Origin of the sequence: Arthrobacter sp. ERGS1:01, assembly GCF_001281315.1 — a bacterium.
GTDB lineage: Bacteria > Actinomycetota > Actinomycetes > Actinomycetales > Micrococcaceae > Specibacter.
Genome location: NZ_CP012479.1, coordinates 2191123 through 2207944 on the forward strand (window position 1 = coordinate 2191123; position 16822 = coordinate 2207944).

The window sequence follows — 16822 nt, forward strand, 5'->3', positions numbered from 1 at the left end:
GCGAACTATCGAAGGACGAACACATGGAACTTGCACCATCACTTCACCGTGTCGGCAATGACATCGTCGCCGCCTACCTCGTGAACGCCCCGGATGGGGTGCTCCTCATCGATGCCGGGCTCCCGGGGCAGTGGGAGGACCTCATCAAGGAGCTGGCGTCGATGGGCCGGGCGGTCGGCGACATTCGCGCCGTCGTCCTGACCCACGGCGACACGGACCATATCGGCTTCGCCGAACGCCTTCGACGCGACCACGGCGTGCCGATCTACGTGGAGGAGTCCGACGCCGCCCGCGCCCGTGGCGAGGTCTCCTCAAAACCGTCCTGGGGCAAGATGAAGCCCGGCGCGACGGCCCGGTTCCTCTGGTATGCGCTGCGCAAGGGCGGGATGCGCGCAAAGTACCTGGCCGACGTCGCCACCGTGCACGACGGTGACGTGCTCGATCTGCCGGGCGCTCCTCGGATCATCGGGCTGCCCGGCCACTCCCCCGGCAGCATCGGCGTCCATGTGCCCGCCGTCGACGCCGTCTTCGTCGGCGACGCCCTCACGACCCGCCACGTCCTGACCGGCAAGACCGGCCCCCAACCGGCGCCGTTCACCGATGACCCAATCAAGGCACTGGACTCCCTCAGCAAACTGGAGTCACTCAACGTGACCTGGGTGCTGCCCGGCCACGGCACACCCTGGAACGGCGGGGGCGCGGAGGCGGTCCGCGAGGTCAGGGCCGCGGCAGCGACGCCGTCGTGATGACGCGCCCATCGTAGGACTGGCCCAAGCACGCGCACTCGGCGGAACGGTGCAAGAATTGCCTCCATGGCGCACACACAATCCAGCGGTCCGGCGGAGCCCCCGCTCCCGGTGAACCCGGTCAATACCCGCGGCGGGCGATTCACCCAGGGCCTGCCCGTGATCTGGGGCGACGGACTGGGCCGCTCGGCGATCCGCTCCGCCCAGGCATTGCTGGTCCTGACCCTGGTCTCGGTGGTCATCTGGGGGCTCACCCGGGTCCCGCTGGTCCTGACCCCCATCCTCCTGGCACTGATCCTTGCCTCGGCGATCGGCCCCATGGTCCATTGGCTCAGCCGGCACCGCTGGCCCCGGGCCCTGGCGGTGCTGACCTCATTTGTGGCGATCCTCGCCGTGTTCGGCGGCGTCATCACCGGGATCGTATTCCTGATCCGCTCCCAGTCAAAGGACCTGGTGGCCCAGGCCGACATCGGCATCGACCGGCTGCACGGGCTGCTCGTCCAGGGCCCCTACCCGGTCACCGACGCCCAGATCAATTCCATCCGTGACACCTTGCAAAAATTCATCCTCAGCGCCACGTTTGGCAACGAAGCACTGACCGGCCTGCGCGTCGCCGCCGACGTCGCCGTCGGGACGGTTCTGATGGCCGTGATCCTGTTCTTCTTCCTCAAGGACGGGGAGAAGATCCGCAACTTCCTGTTCAGCTTCCTCCCCACGACCCAACGCACCAAGGCCCACATCGCCGCCGATCACGGCTCCGTGGTGCTGGGCGGATACGTGCGCGGCACCGCACTGGTGGCCTTGACCGACGCGCTCATCATCGGCCTGGCCCTGGCCATCATGCGCGTGCCCCTGGCACTGCCGCTGGCCGTATTCGTGTTCATCGGCGGATTCATCCCGATCATCGGCGCCACCGCCGCCGGCACCCTCGCCGTGGTGGTGGCACTGATCTTCAACGGCCCCGTGCCGGCCCTGATCGTGCTGATCGTCCTCGTCGGCGCCAACCAGCTCGAACACCACGTCCTCCAGCCGCTGCTGATGGGCAAGGTCCTGCGCATCCACGGCCTGGCGATCCTGCTCGCCCTCGCCGCCGGCACCACCCTGGCGGGGCTGACCGGCGCCCTGCTCGCCGTGCCGCTCACCGCCGTCGGCTGGTCGATCATCAAGATCTGGACGGGACGGGATGCGCTGGTGCCGATGTCACCCGGAACGACGACGGCGGCAGCCGAGCCGCCGGACGACGCCGAGCCCCAGGGTGGCGAGGCGTAGCCAGGACATCCCCCAGGCAGGCCGTCATCGGCTCAGTGCGGTCTCCTGCTCGAGCCGGCCGAGCTTGTCCGGGTTGGCGGTGGAGAAGATCTGCGTCACCTTTCCGTTCTCCACCGTGACGCTCGCGACGGCGACCAACTGCCCGTTCAGCTCCATCCGGAAGGCGAGACGGCCATTGACCCGCATGGTGGTCACGGCGAGGTCGCCCGCAGCCTTCGCCATCCCGCCCACGAGGTACCGGGCCAGCCGATCCGCCCCGACGATGGGCCGCCGCGCAGCGCCGCGAACTTTCCCGCCGCTGTCGGCGACTGAAACGACATCGGGCGCAAGGATGTCCATGAGCCCCTGGATATTGCCGGTGTTGAGGGCGGCCACGAGCCGTTCAACGGCCTCCTCGTGTTCGGAACGAACCACGCGAACCCTCGGACGCCGTGCCTGGACGTGGTCCTTGGCGCGGTGCGCGATCTGCCGAACGGCCGCCGGCGTCTTGCCGACGGCGTCGGCGATCTCGTCATACGGCACGTCGAAAACCTCGCGCAGGACGAACACGGCGCGTTCGGCCGGCACCAGGGTTTCAAGCACTGTCAGCATCGCGATGGAGAGGTTTTCCGCGAGTTCGACGTCGTCGGCCACGTCGGGACTCGTGAGCAGGGGCTCCGGCAGCCACTCGCCCACGTAGTCCTCGCGGCGCCGCGACGCCGCGCGCAGGTGGTTGAGCCCCTGCCGCGTCACGACGCGCACCAGGTACGCCCGCGGGGCACGGATCTCCGAGCGGTCCACTTCCTGCCAGCGGAGCCAGGACTCCTGCAATACGTCCTCGGCGTCCGCGGCCGAGCCGAGCATCTCGTAGGCGATGGTGAACAGCAGCCTCCGGTGGATAACGAAGGGATCCTCCCCGGCGGGCGCAGGACTGCTCATATCCGGGAGCCTACTCCGGGGTGCCCGGGACGGTCGACCGCACCGCCAGCGGGGCCAGGCCGCACGCGTCCGCGAATTCCTCGGAATGGATGCCAAGGGCGACATTCATGCGGGCGGTCATGTTCATGAACGAGACCCGCGCGGCGAGCTCGACGAGTGCCGCCGGTCCGATTTCCGCCAGGAGCGCGTCCGATAGCTCGTCGGTGACGGCGGGCGGCGTCTGGCTCGCGGCCTCCGCGTATTCCATGACCCTGCATTCGAGCGGCGTGAAGACCGTCGATTCCCGCCAGCGCGGCACCTCGCGGACCTTCGCCTCGTCAAGTCCGTGGTTGTGGGCCATGAAGTAGTTGAAGTCGAGGCAGAAGCTGCAGCCAATCGTGGCGGCGGACGCCATGGCCGCATACGTCGCGAGGTCCGGGGCGAGCTCGTGCCAGCCTTCCACCTTGCGGCCGATGCCCATGGAGTCCTTCATGACCGTCTTGTGGTGCCACAGCACCCCGATCGAGTCGGGTACGCGGCCGATCATCCGGCGGGCCCCGAACTTCACGAGCGCTCCGAAAGCGCCGGTGACCTCGATCGGGGGAATGCGGGTTTCGCTGTTCATGACTGCTCCTATGTCGTGGGTGTTTCGATTCCTTCGACATTGAGACACCGCCCGGCGCCCGCGTGTGACATCTCCTGCGGAAACTGCGACTATTGCCCCGCTTTAGCCTGCAGTTCGCCGATCTGCTTGCGCGCGGCCGCGATGAGTTCATCATTGGTATTGGCGTGCCCGGCGAGGCCCCAGCCGCCGGGAACCGCCTCGGTCAGCAGGACCCAGGTGCGTTCGGTCAACGTGGGGTCGCCCGCGGCCTTGGCCACGAGCTCGGTGAATTGGGCAACGACCGCCAGCTGCTTGTCCCGGTCCAGCGCACCGGCATTCGTCAGCACCTGGACCCGCACGTAGTTCGAGTCGCCGTCGACGTTCGACAGGTCGCCCTCCGGCAAATCGTGGACGAAGCCCGCGGTGTTTTGACGGAACATCGGGATGTTCGGCACGGCCTCAATCCCCATCAACGTGGTGGCGAGGTCCTTGGCAAGCTGGTGCTTGTCGGCGAAGGTGCCGGCCGTTGCGTACACATCGATCATGGGCATGACGGTTCTCCTGGCTGTGAAGGTGAAATTTGGCGGTCGTCGCCATGATTCACCCTGATGCACATCAGCGTCAAGGATCCGGTTTCCATCTCACCAGAACGCGAAACAGACCCCGGCCCGCGAGGAAGCTGTTGGGCAACAACCTTCTCGCGGGCCGGAGTCTGTTTCACGCCTGATGGACAGCCACGCTACTCGGCCTCGCGCCTCCGGATGACGACGAGCCTGACGGCCAGCGCGATCGCCCCGAGGAGCAGGAGCAGCGCGGCCAGGGCCAGCGGCAGTCCGGCGTTCGCACCCGTGCTGGCGAGGTCGGAACCCTGCCCCTTGGCGCTCGTCACGTTCGACGATGCCTTGGTTGCACCGGCGGAGGCCTTCACCGAGGCCGACGACGACGCCGTCGGCTTGCCGGGCTTGCCGGACGCCGAGGCGCTCGGTGCGGCCGACGAACTCGGAGCGGCCGTCGCGGTGGCACTCGGCTTGGCCGACGCGGTTGCCGACGTACTTGGCGTGGGCGTTGCGCTTGGCGAATCCGTCGGATCTGCTGTCGGGTCCGTCGTCGGCGATGCCGTGGCGGTCGCGCTCGGCGAATCAGTCGGCGCATCCGTCGGATCGGTTGACGGGGACGCCGTGGCCGTTGCACTCGGCGAATCGGTTGGCTCCGCGGAAGGCGAGGCCGTCGCGCTCGGCGATTCGGTGCTTGTCGGCGCAACCGTGATGGTCAGCTGCGCGTCCACCGATGCGGTGAAGCCGTCGTCGTCGGTGCCCGTGATGGTCACCGGGTAGGCGCCGGAGGCGCCCTGCTTGACCTTGGAGAGGTCGATCGTAATCGTGCCCGGCACGTTGAGAGCGGGCTTGAGTGCCGCCTCGACGTCGGCCTCGGTGAGGTCCTTGCCGGCGTCGAGCGCAATGTCCGCAGCGGTCTGAGCCAGGGTCACCTTGACCACGGGCACGATCTTCACGGTCACGCCGGCCGGCTCGGACACCTTGCCCGTTGCGGGATCGGTCGCCGTGACGTCTGCCGTGTAGCTGCCGGTCTTCGTGAAGTCGATGGTGCTGCTGTCCAGGGCAAAGGTGGCGCCGTCGGTGGTCGACGTGGCACCGACCTTGGCGAGCAACTCGGCCGCCGTGGGCGTTGCACCCAGCTGGAGGACCAGCGACGGCTTCGCCACGGACACCACGGGTGCCGGCTTCGGCGGAACCGGCGTGCCGACGCTGAACGTCGTCACCACCGCGCGGTGGTTGCTGGTCCAGCTGTTCCCGGGGATGTTCTTGACCGACGGCCAGCCGGCCACCAGCGTGTTGGAGCCAAGGACCTTCAGCGAATCGCCCGCGAAGTGGATGTAGTCGATGCGGTCCTGCGGCTCGGGCGTGCCCGTTGACGGGTTGGTGGCCACGAGCGGCGACCACGTGGTGCCGGCAGCCGTCGCCGGGTCCGGGTTGGCCACGCGGAACGAATCATGCAGACCGGCGGCGTCCAGCAGGGCCGGGGCCGGCCAGGCGACCGGACCGACACCACAGTGGGCGCCGGCCGTGGCCGCCGTCCAGTCGCTGGCGGACGGCGACTGGAGATCGGAAAGCACGATCACGGGAGTGGCCCCGGCCGCGGGCACGTCATGGGCGACGGCCGCGGCAACGCCCTGCGCCTGGGTGAAACGGTCGGTGCCCTTCTCGGCCGCAACAAGCGCTGCGGGGTCACTCACACCGCCTTGGCAGGCGGCCTCGGGACCGTAAGCGGCGTCGTCGAGCCCGGCGCTCCACACCCGGATATCCTGGCCCAGCACATGGGCCGTCGCACCGACTGCGGGAACAGCGACGGCGGTGGCCGCCCTTGCCGCGGCATCGGCGTCGAGCGGGTAGGCGGAGATGATGCCCACTCCGCCGGCGCCCTCGACGGCGTGCCAGCCAAGGGCCGCGGCAAGCGCGGTGGCCACGGTGCCGTTGTCCTCCTGGACGCCGATCACGTCGAGTCCGTTCGACGCGATGACCGCCAGGTCCTTGAACGTGGAATCGTTCACGTGGCTGCCGGCATCCCAGAGGTTCCAGGTGGCGGTGGCCAGTTGCGGGGCCTCCTTGGCGCCGATGACGCCCACCTCCACCGTGATTTGGGAGGTGGTGGTGCCGTCGGTGGCCTTCACCGTGATGGTGCCCGGGTCCTGGGAGGCGCCGGACGGGGCCGTGCCGGTGACGGTTCCGTCGGTGCCGACGCTGAGCCAGTCATCGCCGGAGACCTTCGTGTAGGACGTGACGGCATTGCCGTTCCACAGGCCCGAGACCGGCTGTGAAACCGTCCCGCCCTCACGGACCTGCGGGGCGCGGAAGGTGTCGGTCACGAAGCCCTTGTCGATCGTGGAGCCCGTGTTCGACACCGCCGTGTTCGCCTTGACCGCGGCGTACTCGTTCTGGATCTGCGCGGCGCTGATGGGCGCGTTGTAGAAGTCGAAGTTGTCGATCGTGGCGTTGATGAAGCCGTCGGTCGTGTCGGTGCCCGAGCCTTCGGCGCCGACCGCGAAGGGCCGCCCGCTCATGAGGTTGAACGCGCTGGTCAGTGCCGTGCTCTGCGCGGTTTGTTCGCCGTCGACGTACGTGGTCATGGTGCCGGCCGTGCGGTCCGCGACCATCGCCACCTGGTGCCAGGCGCCAATCACCGAGTTGGCGCTGACGTTGGCCAGGTAGTTCTGCGAGGTCGAGGTGCCGTTTTGGCCGAAGCAGGCACGCAGGATGCCCGGGTTGCCCGCCGTGTTGTACAGCGTGGTGCCCTTGTTGTAGCAGTGCAGGAAGTCCTGGTTCGACACGATGGGCGAGTCGGAACTCGTGGCCGCCTCATTCATCCAGAACACATAGGAAAAGCTTGCGGACGCGTCGGTTTGACCCGCGACCAGCGGCAGCGAGAAGAAGTTGACGCCCTTGTTGCTGCCGGCCGGGGAGTTGACGTAGGCGCCATTTCCGCTGACGGCGCTTGCGTACGACGGCGTCCCGGACCAGGTACCCGCGTTGCCGTTGCCGGAGCTGTCCGTCACAGTGGTGCCGGAGTCGTTCGTGAAGTCGTAGGAGACAACGGGGGCAACAGTGTCGCCGACCGCGCGGTAGCGGTTCCAGACCGCGTACAGGCTGACGGTGGCTCCCGGGTTCGTGGCCAGGTCCGTGACGCTTTGCGCGTCCTTGTACACGACGGGGCCGGAGGCGTTGGTGGCCCAGCCCATGAACTTGTAGCCGGAGCGGGTGAAGCCGTTGGCGGTCAGTGCCGCGGATTGCCCCGCGGCCAGGTTCTGCGAGGCGGTGGTGCCGCCGTCGGACCCGTTGCCGTTGAAGGCCACCGTGTAGTTGACGGTGGTCGGCTTGCTCGCCGTGTAGTCGGCGGCCACCTGGGCGCCGGGGATGGCGGCGTTGAAGAAGGAGAAGTTGTCGATGGAGGCGTTGACGTAGCCGTCTCCGGTGTCGTTCTCGCTGCCGCCCAGGCCGCCGATGTTGAAGGCCAGGCCGCTGTTGAATGCCGCCGAGGCGGTGATCGAGCCTGCCGGTGCGGTGGACTTTTGTACGCCGTCCACGTAGAACGTTGCCGTGTTGGCTGTCCGGTCGACGACGACGGCCACGTGGTGCCAGGCGTTGAGGATGTTGGGGGTGGCGCCGTGGACGTATTCCTTGGTGCCGCCGGAGGTCTGGCCCCAGCACGCCTCGAGCACGCCCGGGGTGGTCTGGTTGTACAGGGAAAGGCCCTTGTTGTTGCAGGAGGCGAAGTTCTGGTTGCTGACGATGGGGCCGTAGGAGGTCCGGCTTGCCTCCGACATCCAGAATTCGTAGGAGAAGCTTGCGGAGGCATCGGTCTGCCCCGCCACGAGCGGCAGTTTCAGGTAGTTGGCCCCGCCGCTGACGGATGCGGCTTGGCCGGACACGCCGGTCACATATGCCGGGGTGCCCTTCCAGACGGCGTTGTTGCCGCTGCCGGAGGAATCGGTGACGGTGGTCCCGGTGTCGCCGTCGAAGGTGTACGAGGCCACGGGCTTGATGGCATCCGCGGGGTCGTAGGCCGGGGCGGCCGAGGCCGCGTAGGCCACGCCGACGACGCTGGCGACGACGATTGCCGCCGTCGTGCCCGCAGCAATGAGGCGGTGTGAACGGGATCGGGGTATGGGGATGGTGGAGTTGGGGCGGGGGGATGCGGCCATAAGCTTCTCCAGCTGGCTCGGTGGGTCGGGTGGATTGGGTGACTGGGTGGCTGTGGGTCAGGCCGAAAGCTGGGCCACGCGGCCAGCGTAGCGGTGCTGCCAGCCGGTGCCGGTGTCGGCCGTGAGGATCACGTCGTAGTAGCCCTCCGAGGTGGGCCAGTTGATCGATTCGCTGCTGCCGGGGTGGACCCAGATGCTGCGGGTGCCGCCCAGGTAGTCGTTGGCCGCCAGTGCGTAGTGCACGGGCTGCAGGCCGTCGTTGCGCAGCGTGATCTTCACGACCGGCTCCGCGCCGGAGACAAGGTCGACGTCGACGCGCGGCACCCCGGCGTTGTTCTGCCCGGCCGGGAGCACGGTGCCGGCGTGGGAGCGGACGAAGCCGTCGGGTCCGTAGACGGAGAACGCGTATTTGCCGTCGCGGGATGAGGCGTCCCAGTTGTGGCTGGCGGACTTGGCGGCCGAGACCGTGTATGGGGTGTTGGAGAAGGCGGCGTATTTGTCCGGGAAGGCCTGCAGGCTGACGGTCTTGCCCTTGGGCCCGCCAACGAGGCTGAGCTTGGCGCTGACCGTGCCGCTGTTGCGGTCCTCGACGAAGGAGCCGTGCGGGTGGAAGGACAGCGGGCGGTGGCGCAGCGTGCCGCCGTCCCACTTGTCGGCGGCCGGCACCTGGGTGCTGATGGTGCCGCCGGCGCGGGCGATCTGCACGAGGGCGTCCGTGTCCGGCAGCGACGGGGTGTCGAAGATGGGGTTCGCGAAGTCCATGGAGCTGGTCAGGTCCCCGCTGATGCCGCGGCGCCAGTCAGTGATGGTGGTGCTGAGGGCAGGGGTTCCCTGTGCGGTGGTCCACTTCTCCAGGAACTGGATGATGGAGGTGTGGTCGAACGTCTCGCCGCTGACCCAGCCGCCGCGCGTCCACGGGGAGACCAGGATGGCCGGGACCCGGGCACCGTAGCCGATGGGGGTGCTGCCGGAGTACTCCCCCGGGGTGCCGGGCTCGGCGTACGGCGGCAGGACGTGGTCGAAGTAGCCGTCGTTCTCGTCGAACGTCATGATCAGCAGGGTGCTCTTCCACAGGTCCGGGTTGCCCTGCAGCGTCTGGATCACGCGGTTGCTGAAGTGGGCGCCGTGCTCGGGGTTTGCCGAGGGGTGTTCGGACCAGCTGTAGGGGGCCACGATCCAGGAGACCTGCGGGAGCGGGTTGGCGGCGGCCGGCTGGCAGGCGGCGATGAAGTCCTTCAGGACGCCGTTGAGGTTGGCGTCGCTGTCGTTGTTCGGCGTGCCGGTGGAGGCGTACGGGGCGGAGCCGGCACGCCAGACAAGGCCGGTGCCGGGCGCGTTCTTCACGGGGTCGGCCCTGTTGGCAAGGTCGGTGGCCGTGGAGCCGGAAGTCGTGAAGGCGGAGAATCCGCGGATGGGGCTGTCGGTGTAGTCGCCCACCCAGCTGCTGCCGTTGTTGGTGTTGTCAACGTAGATGCGCCACGAGACGCCGGCGTTCTGCAGCGCCTCGGGGTAGGTCTGCCAGGTGCGGTTGCCGTCGGATTCGCCGCCGTTGCCGGTGACGCCGTTGGAGGTGCCGGTCCAGTGGTAGAGGCGGTTCGGCGTGGTCGGGCCCATGACCGAGCAGTGCCAGTTGTCGCAGATCGTGTAGGCGCTGGCCAGCGACCACTGCCACGGGATTTCCTCGCCCGTGAGGTACTGCATGGTGGGGGCGCCCTTGGCACCGATCCAGTTGTTGTACCGGCCCGAGTTCCAGGCTCCCAATCCGCCGGAGTACGAGTGGTCAAGGCCCGTGGTGGTGCCCGCGACGGTGGTGACCCGGGTGGGCTTGACGAACGACGAGCCGTTGGGCTGGGAGAAGACGTCGGCGCCGTTCTGGAAGCGCAGCGCCTGCTTGTCGTTGAAGCCGCGCACGCCCGGCAGCGCGCCGAAGTAGTGGTCAAAGGCGCGGTTTTCCTGCACCAGGACCACCACGTGCTTGATGTCGGTGATGTCGCCCTTGAAGCCGGCGGGCAGCGCGTACTTCACCGGTGCGGCGTTCGTCCCCGCCGTCTTGAGGCCGGCGGTGTTTGTTCCCGTGCCGGATTGCGCCCAGGCGGCGCCCGCGGTGCCGGTGAGCGTCCCCACGCTGCCCAACAGCCCCAGCGCCTTGAGCATGCCGCGACGCGAAAGCCCCGAGCGGAGGACTTCCGGGGGCACGCTCTCCTTGCGCACGTACGGGTCGGGGGTAAATTCTTTGGGCTCGCTGGACATGGGATTCCTTAGTTCGGGGAGGTCTGGGCCGTTCACAGAGAAACAGCCCAAAACCAACCCTTGGTGAACAGAAGGAATCAAAAGGGGATAACCCGCCACGTCCTACAACATCGGCGGGCCCAGTGTGCGCACTGGGTCCCTTCCCGCACTTCCGTGACGTCCCCGCCGGCTACACCAGCGCGCGCGTGCTCTCCCCCGCGTTCACGTTGAACGCGATGGTCCCCGCCCGGTAACGGTCCTCCCCCAGCTCGATGACCCGCCCGTCGCTGGTGGTGGTGACGCGGCTGACCTGCAGCAAAGGACTTGATCGCCGCACCCCCAACAGCTCCGCATCCTGCTTGGATGCGGCCGCAACCTCGATCCGGTGGTTCCCCAACGCCACCCGGATGCCCGCAGCAGCCAGCGCAGCGGTGGTCGAGACGGCGTCGTCGGGCAGGACATCAATCAACGGGGCAACCCAGGGCGCCCAAACGGAACGCTCAATCATCACCAGGCTGCCATCCAGTGAACGGACCCGGGTCACGCACAGCAGCGGCTCACCCAGGCCCACGTGCAATTGCTGGGCCTCACGGGCGCTCGCCGGCCGCCGCTCCTTCAACGCCACGAGCCCGCCCGGCACACGGCCGCCCGCCTGCGCCCATTCGGTGAACGACTGCATCCGCTCAAAGCCCTGCGCCTGGTGGGGTGCCTGGACGAACCAGCCGCCGCGGGGGCTGGAACGGACCAGCGACTGCCGTGCCAGCTGTGCCATCGCCCGGCGGATCAGGCTGCGGGTGACCCCGTACTCCGCCGCCAGCGCGGCCTCGCTGGCAATCCGGCTGCCGACGGCGAACTCCCCCGACTCGATCCGCTGCCGCAGCTCGACGGCGATCGCCGCATACCCGGCGGTCACCGGCCGCCATTTCGCGAAGGTCCGGCGGTGATCGACCGGCGTGGACCCGGGCGCCCGTCGCGGCTCGTTCTTCTCATGCGCCTATCTTCCCAGACGACGCCGTGCGCCCGCCGACGGCGAGCGCGGCGGGCCACACGGCTTAGGCGGTCTTGCGCCGGTAGCTTGTCACCGCGACGGCGTAGGCGACGGCGAGGATGCCCACGCACCAGGCGAGTGCGATCCAGATGTCCCCGCCGACGGGCTGCTGTGCGAGCAGCTTTCGGATCGTGTCGACGATGGAGGTGACGGGCTGGTTCTCGGCGAAGGCGCGTACGGGCCCCGGCATGGAGGCGGTGGGCACGAACGCCGAACTGATGAAGGGCAGGAAGATCAGCGGGTAGGAGAATGCGCTCGCACCGTCCACGGATTTCGCGGTCAGGCCTGCGATCACGGCCAGCCAGGTCAGGGCCAGGGTGAACAGGACCAGGATGCCGGCCACGGCGAGCCAGGCGGGTACTCCCGCCCCTGAGCGGAAGCCCATGATGAGGGCCACGAGCACGACGACGACGATCGAGATCAGGTTCGCCACCAGTGAGGTGAGGACATGGGCCCACAGCACCGAGGAGCGTGCGATCGGCATGGATTGGAATCGTTCGAAGATGCCGGTCTGCAGGTCCAGGAAGAGCCGGTAGGCGGTGTAGGAGATGCCCGAGGCGATCGTGATGAGCAGGATGCCGGGCAACAGGTAGGTCACGTAGGGGCCCGAGCCGTGTTTGATGGCGCCGCCGAACACGTAGACGAACAATAACATGAAGGCGATGGGCATGAGTGCCGTGGTGATGATGGTGTCCATGCTGCGTGTGACGTGGCGCAGGGACCGTCCCAGCAGGACTGCCGTGTCGCCGAAGAAATGCTTGTTCATTGCACTTACCTCACTCATTCGTGGCGACGCGGGGGTTGCCGGCGTCGTCGTCCTTGCTTGCGTCACCGACGATGGCGAAGAAGACGTCCTCGAGGGTGGGTTGTTTCTCGACGTATTCGACCTTGGCGGGCGGAAGCAGTGCCTTCAGCTCCGCCAGTGTGCCGTTGACGATGATCCGGCCCTCGTTCAGGATGGCGATCCTGTCGGCGAGCTGTTCGGCCTCGTCCAGGTACTGCGTGGTGAGCAGCACGGTGGTGCCGTGGCCGGCGAGTTCCTTCACGGCCTGCCACACCTCGATGCGGGCCTGGGGGTCGAGCCCCGTGGTCGGTTCGTCGAGGAAGATGACCGGCGGGTTCCCGATAAGGCTCATGGCGATGTCGAGCCGGCGGCGCATGCCGCCCGAGTACGTCGCCACCTTCCGGGTGGCCGCGTCGGTCAGCGAGAACCGCGCCAACAGGCCATCGGCGATGGTGCCGGGGTTCTTCAGGTGCCGCAGCCTGGCCACCAGGACCAGGTTTTCCCGGCCGGTGAGGATCTCATCGACGGCGGCAAACTGTCCCGTCAGGCTGATGGACTCCCGCACGTCCGGCGCCTGCGTGACGACGTCGAAGCCGTTGACGCCGGCCGTGCCGGAATCGGCCTTGAGGAGTGTGGCCAGGATGTTCACGACGGTGGTCTTGCCCGCCCCGTTCGATCCGAGCAGGGCGAAGATGCTGCCGCGGGCGACGTCGAAGTCCACGCCGCGCAGCACCTCCACGTTCTTGTATGACTTTGTCAGCTCCCGCACGTGGATTGCGGGTGCCTGGTCCTGTTGGGTTGTCATCTGCTTCTCCCTACATCCGAAGGGTTATTGTTCGGCGCCGGTGGCGCCGTCGATGGCCTTGTTCAGCCGGTCCCGTTCCTTGTCGATCCAGGTCTTGCCGTCATAGGCCTGGGCGAAGGTGTCGGCGAAATCGACCGGATCCTCGCCGACGATTGCCCGCACGGGTGTTCCGTCGACGGCGGCACGCTCCCAGAGGTCGACGAAGTCGCCCATCATCTTCAGTGCGGTCTCGCCGTCCGTGACGCCGCCGGTATACATGAAGTACCGCATCAGCGCCTTGGCAGTGGTGCCGTAGGGCTCGGGCAGGCTCTCCATGCGGGCCTTGTGTTGGCGGTATTGCTTCTTTTGTTCGAGTGATCCGGTAACCAGCTCGATCCACTTTGCAGCCATTTCTAGTCTTCTCCTTCGTGGAGCTGTGCAAGACGTTCAGCGAGGAAGCTCCAGGTCCTCCAGAACTCGTCAAGGTATTCACGACCTTGGGCGTTGAGGGAATACACCTTGCGTGGCGGGCCCTTCTCCGACGGAACCTTCTCCACGTCGACCAGGCCGTTGCGTTCGATCCGCACGAGGATCGCGTAGACGGTCCCTTCGGCGATCTCGGTGAAGCCCTGGTCCCGCAGCCTCGCCGTTGTCTCATATCCGTACGCGGGACGAACGGCCAGGATCGCAAGGACGATGCCCTCAAGGGTTCCCTTGAGCATCTCCGTCATTTGCTTCCCCATGGGACACCTCCTTAGCTACTCAGCATTACTAACTACTAGTACATAGTAGCACTAGGTACTAGCGGCGCAAGGGGCCGCCAAGAAATTTTTGGCGCGAATTCCACGGCGGTCGGCAACACGACAACTACGCAAAATTCCTGTGGCAACCGGGGCAAGCCGTGGCTACAGTTTGAGTAGCGCATGCCGAAGCGGGCGTCCGTTCCCGGCACCCAACGGCCTGCGCGGCTCCACGGAGGAGGACAAGTGATGGACCAGCAAGAACCCACACAACACGCCGAAATTCACGAGGGCGGCTACGGTGCCCCCATGCCGGAGGATGAAATGCCCGCGCCCGGGACCGGGGAGGCGGGCCGGGAGCCGGCGGAGGGCACCGGCGTCGAACCCGGGGAAAGCGATCAGCCGGACGGTACCGAAAGCGCCTAGTGGACGTCGCGATCTGGGCGTGCTTTGCCGCCGGGGCGATTGGCGTGCTGATGACCTGGATCAGCGTCATTGGAACGTTGATCGTGCCGCGGCCCCTGCACAGCGTCCTGTCCCGGGTGACGGGACTGGCCACCATGAACGTGTTCCATGGGGTGCTGCGGCCCGTCACTTCCTACCAAATGCGCGACCGGATCCTGTCCTGGCAGGCCCCGATGTCGCTGTTCGTCCGGCTCCTGGTGTGGATGGTCCTCTTCTACGTCTCCTACGGCCTCCTGCTGCTGCCGTTCGTGGACGGCGACATCTTCCGGGCCGCGTCCGAGACCGGATCGGCGATGTTCACGCTGGGTTACGCGGCGCCTAACAACGTTGGCAACACCGTGCTGGTTTACGCCGCCGCCTATACCGGGTTGACGGTCATCGCCCTGCAGGTCAGTTACCTGCCCACCCTCTATGCGGCGTTCAACCGGCGCGAAGCGGACGTCACGCTGCTGGTCTCACGGGCCGGCTCACCGGCATGGGGGCCGGAGCTGCTGGTCCGCACCCGCTTTGGCCGGGACGCGCACGGTGGCGTCAGCGAGCTGGCCGAACTTTACCAAACCTGGGAACGCTGGGCCGCCGACGTCGCCGAGTCCCACAGCACCTACCTCACGCTGGTCTGGTTCCGCTCCCCCGCACCGCAATCGAACTGGCTCATTTCCCTGCTGAGCGTGATGGACGCCGCGGCACTGCAACTGTCCCTGAGCCCCGGAACCGTACCCAACACCCGCGCCCGCCTGGTGCTGCGGATGGGCTTCACCTGCATGAACCAGGTGGCCCGGGCCATCCACATCCCGGTCGAGGACGACGTCGACCCCGACACCCCGCTTAACATCACCTTCGACGATTTCCAGGGGGCCGTGGAGATGCTGCGCGGCGTCGACTTCCCCGTTGAAGTCAGCGCCGACCAGGCCTGGCCGCACTTCAAGGGCTGGCGCGCCAACTACGAACGAGTGGCCTACGCCATCGCCTTCGCGATCGACGCCCCTCCCTCTATGTGGAGCGGGCCGCGGCGGTTCACCTTTGAACCGGTCCTGCCGTACCGGCCCAAGAACCGCACCTCTAAGGAGACCAGGCCGGAGGATCCGCAAATGCCGGGCCGCCGGCGGATCGGGTGACGCCCTCCGGGTTCCCTCGCAGGCACGACGCCGGCTTTGTATAGTGGGCCCATGACGATCACTCCATTCTTGATGTTCACGGGCCAGGCCGAGGAGGCCATGGACTTCTATGTCTCCACCTTCCCCGATGCCGAGATCCTTCGGATCGAGCGGAACGGGCCGGAAGATCCGGCCCGGGCAGGCACCGTCAGGGGCGCCACGTTCCGGATCGCCGACCAGACCTTTAGGTGCATCGACAGCCCGCCCGTGCACGCATTCGGGTTCACCCCGTCGGTGTCGTTCTTCTTCGACTGCAAGGACGAGGCGCAACTCGATGCGTTGTTCGGCCAACTGTCCGAGCAGGGCTCCGTCATGATGCCGCCCGGCCAATACCCCTTCGCCCAACGCTACGCATGGCTCAGCGACCGCTTTGGCGTCTCCTGGCAGCTCAGCGTCACCGCCGGCTAAGGTGCAGGAGACCACCTTGCCCCGGGGCATCGCACCGTCCGTGGCTCAGCAATGAGCGCCGTCCAACCGTATGGCGCCGAACCGGCAAGCACGGGCCTCGGCCTGGGGCTCCATCACGTCCAACTCGCCCTGCCGGCGGGCGGCGAGGACGCCTGCCGCGAGTTCTATGTGGGCGTCCTGGGCATGACGGAAGTCCAGAAACCACCCGTCCTGGCAGCCCGCGGCGGCCTGTGGCTCAGGGCTGACCGGCTCGAAATCCATCTGGGCGTCGAGAGCGATTTCCAGCCGCAAAAGAAGGCCCACCCGGGCATCCTGGCGCGCGATCTAGATGCGCTGGCAGCGCGGATCGTGAGCCACGGCCATCTGGTGGAATGGGACAATAACTTCCCCGGCATTCGCCGGTTTTACGCCTGGGACACCCACGGAAACCGGCTCGAGTTCCTGTCACCGGACACCGGCGTCGACCGCGCGGGCTGAGCCCGCGGACCATCTTCTGCGCGATCCGGAGCGCAGGGTAGAGCGCCCTCCAGGGTTGCTGGGGCGCCGCACGCGTCAGGGACCGAATGGTCACGTACACCTCGGCGCCCTCACGGTGAACAACAAACGCCTCCTCGCCGCTCACCGGATGCCCGGGCAGGGTGCGGTAGGCGAAACCAACCCGGTCACTCCCGGCAACCACGGACACGACCTCCACCGGCTCCACGATCACCAGGCCCAGGAGCCGGACCGTGATGTGCACGCGCTCGCCGATCCGCACCGGCCCCGTCGAATCCACCGTGAATCCGCTGCGGGTCTTCACGGTCCACCGCAGCACCTCCGCACTGGCCCGCGCCCAGACGGCGTCACCACTGCCCAACCAGGCGGACACTTCGGAACGGCGGTGGCCGGCACCCGTTGGGGGCCAGTGGTTGAGGAGCGGATTCGTCATGGAACCAGCATGCCATTGCGTCGGCCGGGGCACGGCGGGAGCAATTTCCCAC

General features: G+C 67.5%; 16 protein-coding genes and 1 pseudogene. 6 read left to right on the forward strand and 11 right to left on the reverse strand.

Translation table 11 applies throughout. The features are described 5' to 3' along the window. Positions 1–23 precede the first annotated feature (23 nt). Both AL755_RS13865 and AL755_RS13870 read left to right on the forward strand, forming a co-directional pair. Positions 24–746: an MBL fold metallo-hydrolase gene (locus tag AL755_RS13865; protein WP_054011516.1), complete on the forward strand. Its 723-nt coding sequence runs from the start codon at positions 24–26 to the stop codon at positions 744–746. Positions 747–812: 66 nt separating this feature from the next. Next, positions 813–2015, forward strand: coding sequence for an AI-2E family transporter (locus tag AL755_RS13870; RefSeq protein ID WP_107503859.1), 1203 nt, complete (start codon positions 813–815; stop codon positions 2013–2015). 24 nt (positions 2016–2039) lie between these two features. Here the strand turns inward: AL755_RS13870 and AL755_RS13875 are convergent, their stop codons facing one another. The 10 genes from AL755_RS13875 to AL755_RS13920 all read right to left on the reverse strand — a co-directional run bounded on the left by AL755_RS13875 (position 2040) and on the right by AL755_RS13920 (position 13818). Next, a complete protein-coding gene (locus tag AL755_RS13875) occupies positions 2040–2933 on the reverse strand; it encodes an RNA polymerase sigma-70 factor (protein ID WP_054011517.1) in 894 nt (297 codons plus the stop codon). Between the two features lie 10 nt (positions 2934–2943). Beyond that, positions 2944–3537, reverse strand: a complete 594-nt coding sequence (locus AL755_RS13880; RefSeq protein ID WP_054011518.1) for a carboxymuconolactone decarboxylase family protein — start codon at positions 3535–3537, stop codon at positions 2944–2946. Between the two features lie 89 nt (positions 3538–3626). Then, entirely contained in the window at positions 3627–4067 is a 441-nt protein-coding gene (locus AL755_RS13885) for a tautomerase family protein (RefSeq protein WP_054011519.1), read from the reverse strand. A 188-nt stretch (positions 4068–4255) separates the two neighbouring features. Continuing rightward, positions 4256–8230, reverse strand: coding sequence for a LamG-like jellyroll fold domain-containing protein (locus AL755_RS13890; protein WP_054011520.1), 3975 nt, complete (start codon positions 8228–8230; stop codon positions 4256–4258). A 57-nt stretch (positions 8231–8287) separates the two neighbouring features. After that, on the reverse strand, positions 8288–10480 hold the full coding sequence (locus tag AL755_RS13895) for an alkaline phosphatase family protein (RefSeq protein ID WP_054011521.1): 2193 nt from the start codon (positions 10478–10480) through the stop codon (positions 8288–8290). A 169-nt stretch (positions 10481–10649) separates the two neighbouring features. Continuing rightward, entirely contained in the window at positions 10650–11372 is a 723-nt protein-coding gene (locus tag AL755_RS13900; protein WP_054011522.1) for a GntR family transcriptional regulator, read from the reverse strand. 139 nt (positions 11373–11511) lie between these two features. Continuing rightward, the gene (locus AL755_RS13905) at positions 11512–12273 is read right to left on the reverse strand and encodes an ABC transporter permease (protein ID WP_054011523.1); all 762 of its coding nucleotides are present in this window, start codon (positions 12271–12273) and stop codon (positions 11512–11514) included. Between the two features lie 10 nt (positions 12274–12283). Continuing rightward, a complete protein-coding gene (locus AL755_RS13910) occupies positions 12284–13096 on the reverse strand; it encodes an ABC transporter ATP-binding protein (protein WP_054011524.1) in 813 nt (270 codons plus the stop codon). A gap of 24 nt (positions 13097–13120) precedes the next feature. Beyond that, a complete protein-coding gene (locus AL755_RS13915) occupies positions 13121–13486 on the reverse strand; it encodes a DUF1048 domain-containing protein (RefSeq protein ID WP_054011525.1) in 366 nt (121 codons plus the stop codon). 2 nt (positions 13487–13488) lie between these two features. Continuing rightward, a complete protein-coding gene (locus AL755_RS13920; protein ID WP_054011526.1) occupies positions 13489–13818 on the reverse strand; it encodes a PadR family transcriptional regulator in 330 nt (109 codons plus the stop codon). A gap of 246 nt (positions 13819–14064) precedes the next feature. On the opposite strand from AL755_RS13920, the gene AL755_RS23515 reads away from it, so the two are divergent. The 4 genes from AL755_RS23515 to AL755_RS13935 are packed head-to-tail and all read left to right on the forward strand — an operon-like array spanning position 14065 to position 16319. Next, positions 14065–14241, forward strand: a complete 177-nt coding sequence (locus AL755_RS23515; RefSeq protein ID WP_160318912.1) for a hypothetical protein — start codon at positions 14065–14067, stop codon at positions 14239–14241. Further along, the gene (locus tag AL755_RS13925) at positions 14241–15395 is read left to right on the forward strand and encodes a hypothetical protein (RefSeq protein ID WP_054011527.1); all 1155 of its coding nucleotides are present in this window, start codon (positions 14241–14243) and stop codon (positions 15393–15395) included. The genes AL755_RS23515 and AL755_RS13925 overlap by 1 nt, the downstream gene beginning before the upstream one ends. A gap of 51 nt (positions 15396–15446) precedes the next feature. Then, positions 15447–15842: a VOC family protein gene (locus AL755_RS13930; RefSeq protein WP_054011528.1), complete on the forward strand. Its 396-nt coding sequence runs from the start codon at positions 15447–15449 to the stop codon at positions 15840–15842. A gap of 51 nt (positions 15843–15893) precedes the next feature. Next, complete coding sequence (locus tag AL755_RS13935; RefSeq protein ID WP_054011529.1) at positions 15894–16319, forward strand: glyoxalase; 426 nt, start codon at positions 15894–15896, stop codon at positions 16317–16319. 16 nt (positions 16320–16335) lie between these two features. Here the strand turns inward: AL755_RS13935 and AL755_RS22490 are convergent. After that, positions 16336–16770: pseudogene (locus tag AL755_RS22490) on the reverse strand (DUF1990 family protein); the annotation flags it as partial. Positions 16771–16822 lie beyond the last annotated feature (52 nt).